The sequence below is a fragment of the Streptococcus infantis genome (genome assembly GCF_001579645.1).
In the GTDB taxonomy this organism is placed as follows: Bacteria; Bacillota; Bacilli; order Lactobacillales; family Streptococcaceae; genus Streptococcus; species Streptococcus infantis_E.
Genome location: NZ_KQ970819.1, coordinates 169,804 through 172,964 on the forward strand (window position 1 = coordinate 169,804; position 3,161 = coordinate 172,964).

Consider the following 3,161-nt stretch of genomic DNA (forward strand, 5'->3'; position numbering starts at 1 on the left):
AACTGCAAAGGCAGTTTCACCAATTGGAGTACCTGCGATTGGTGTTTTTAACTTTTGTCCTTGACTAATAGAGTATTTAATAACGGGTTCGTCGTCCATAACGGCATCAATTGAACCAGTGTTTAAGCTATCATACATAGATGCAGCATCGGAAAAAGTTTTGATCTTGTAACCGTACTTGCTTTGATTCTCTATTAGGAAGGTTTGTGAAGCAGTACCATTCTTGACACCCACAGTCTTACTGTTCAAATCTTCATAAGAAGAAATAGTACTTGATTCTTTAACACCAAGAATAGTATTTGCTGTATAGTAAGAATCAGAGAAATCAAAAGTTTCTTTACGAGCATCCGTCACAGACATTCCTGCAATGATACCGTCTGCTTGTCCAGATTGGACTGCGTTAATAGCAGCATCAAAACCTGGATTGGTAATCTCGATTTCAAAACCTTGGTCTTCAGCGATTGCCTTGATTAGATCCATATCGATACCAGTGTATTTATTGCTTGAGTCCTGGAAAACAAATGGCGCAAAAGATGAGTCACTGGCGATAACATACTTCGTTTTTTCTGTGTCAGCTTTTGCTATTCCTAGTGAAAGAATAGGAAATAAAATTAGCAAATATGCTAGGATTTTTTTCTTCATGTGATGTTTCCTTTCAAGATATTTTCAAATTATATCAAAAAAGTTAAAGAACGGCAAACATTTTATATTTTTATGTCAGAAGATATAACATAGAACAAGGTGAGGTGGTCTACTGAAAAACAGAAACTCTTTCCTTTTTATGGTAAAATAGAAGGATAGAAAATGTGTATGAGGCTATTATGATAAATCGAATTACAGACAACAAATTTAAACTAGTATCCAAATACCAACCGTCTGGGGATCAACCGCAGGCCATTGAGCAGTTGGTGGATAATATTGAGGGTGGAGAAAAGGCTCAAATCTTGATGGGGGCGACTGGTACAGGAAAGACCTACACTATGAGTCAAGTCATTGCTCAAGTTAATAAACCAACCCTAGTCATCGCCCACAATAAAACCCTAGCGGGTCAGCTCTATGGGGAGTTTAAGGAGTTTTTCCCAGAAAATGCAGTCGAGTATTTCGTATCCTACTATGATTATTACCAGCCAGAAGCCTATGTGCCTTCAAGCGATACTTATATAGAAAAAGACAGTTCAGTCAATGATGAAATTGATAAGCTTCGTCATTCCGCGACTTCAGCACTCTTGGAGCGTAATGATGTTATCATTGTGGCATCTGTTTCTTGTATCTATGGATTGGGTTCCCCTAAAGAATACGCTGATAGCGTGGTAAGTTTGCGTCCGGGTCTTGAGATTTCTCGAGATAAACTGCTCAATGATTTGGTGGACATTCAGTTCGAACGCAATGATATTGATTTTCAGCGTGGAAGATTTCGTGTACGTGGGGATGTGGTGGAGATTTTCCCAGCCTCTCGTGATGAGCATGCATTTCGTGTTGAGTTCTTCGGAGATGAAATTGATCGTATTCGTGAAGTTGAAGCTCTAACTGGTCAAGTTCTGGGCGAAGTGGATCATTTGGCTATTTTCCCAGCCACTCACTTTGTGACCAATGATGACCATATGGAAGTAGCTATTGCTAAGATTGAGGCTGAATTGGAGGAGCAGTTAGCTGTCTTTGAGAAGGAAGGTAAGCTCCTTGAAGCGCAACGTTTGAAACAACGTACAGAGTATGATATCGAGATGCTCCGTGAGATGGGCTATACAAACGGCGTTGAAAACTACTCCCGTCACATGGATGGACGGAGCGAAGGAGAGCCTCCTTATACTCTTCTGGACTTCTTCCCTGATGATTTTTTGATTATGATTGATGAGAGCCACATGACTATGGGGCAAATCAAGGGTATGTACAATGGTGACCGTTCGCGTAAGGAAATGTTGGTTAATTACGGTTTCCGTTTGCCATCTGCCTTGGATAATCGTCCCCTTCGTCGTGAAGAGTTTGAAAGTCATGTTCACCAGATTGTCTATGTGTCAGCGACACCTGGTGATTATGAACACGAGCAGACTGATACCGTTATTGAGCAAATCATTCGTCCGACTGGTCTTTTGGATCCAGAGGTTGAAGTCCGTCCGACTATGGGACAAATTGATGATCTCTTAGGTGAAATCAATGCCCGAGTTGAAAAGAACGAACGGACCTTTATTACAACTTTGACCAAGAAAATGGCTGAAGACTTGACCGATTATTTCAAAGAAATGGGGATTAAGGTCAAGTACATGCACTCGGATATCAAGACTCTGGAGCGAACAGAGATTATCCGTGACCTGCGTTTAGGAGTCTTTGATGTCTTAGTTGGGATTAATCTCCTTCGTGAAGGGATTGATGTTCCAGAAGTTAGTCTAGTTGCTATTCTCGATGCTGACAAGGAAGGTTTCCTTCGTAATGAGCGTGGACTCATTCAAACCATTGGTCGTGCTGCCCGTAATAGCGAGGGGCATGTCATCATGTATGCTGATACTATGACTCAATCTATGCAAAAAGCCATCGATGAAACAGCTCGTCGTCGTCAGATTCAGATGGCTTATAATGAAGAACATGGCATCGTGCCACAAACTATTAAGAAGGAAATCCGTGATCTTATTTCTGTTACCAAAACTGTTGCTAAAGAAGAGAACAAGGAAGTCGATATCAATAGCCTTAACAAACAAGAACGCAAAGAATTGGTCAAGAAACTGGAAAAACAAATGCAAGAAGCCGTCGAAGTGCTTGACTTTGAACTTGCTGCCCAGATTCGTGATATGATGTTGGAAGTCAAGGCGTTGGGTTAGATAGGATAAAGCGAATGAAAATTATCATTAAAACAATGGAAACACCTGAAGAGATAGAAGGGAAGTCCCTCGTTCATTGGCAAACATGGAGAGAGGCTTATGACGATCTTTTACCTGCGGAATTTCAGGAGACGATGACATTAGAAAGATGTCGATTCTTTAGTCAAAAATATCCAGAAAATACCTTGATTGCTATGGATGGAAAGCAGGTCGTTGGATTTATCAGCTATGGAAATTTTCGTGATGAAGCCATTCAAGCTGGTGAAATCATAGCCTTATATGTTTTAAAAGATTACTATGGAAAAGGTGTGAGTGAACAGTTAATGCATGCTGCATTTGTTGCTCTCGATC

General features: G+C 40.7%; 1 protein-coding gene and 2 pseudogenes. 2 read left to right on the forward strand and 1 reads right to left on the reverse strand.

Annotated elements, in window-relative coordinates:
- Window positions 1-579: pseudogene (locus SINDD18_RS05170) on the reverse strand (transporter substrate-binding domain-containing protein); the annotation flags it as partial.
- A 242-nt stretch (window positions 580-821) separates the two neighbouring features.
- Between SINDD18_RS05170 and uvrB the strand changes: the two are divergent.
- The gene (gene uvrB, locus SINDD18_RS05175) at window positions 822-2,810 is read left to right on the forward strand and encodes an excinuclease ABC subunit UvrB (RefSeq protein WP_061863347.1); all 1,989 of its coding nucleotides are present in this window, start codon (window positions 822-824) and stop codon (window positions 2,808-2,810) included.
- Between the two features lie 14 nt (window positions 2,811-2,824).
- Window positions 2,825-3,161 (forward strand): annotated as a pseudogene (locus SINDD18_RS11345) (GNAT family N-acetyltransferase); the annotation flags it as partial.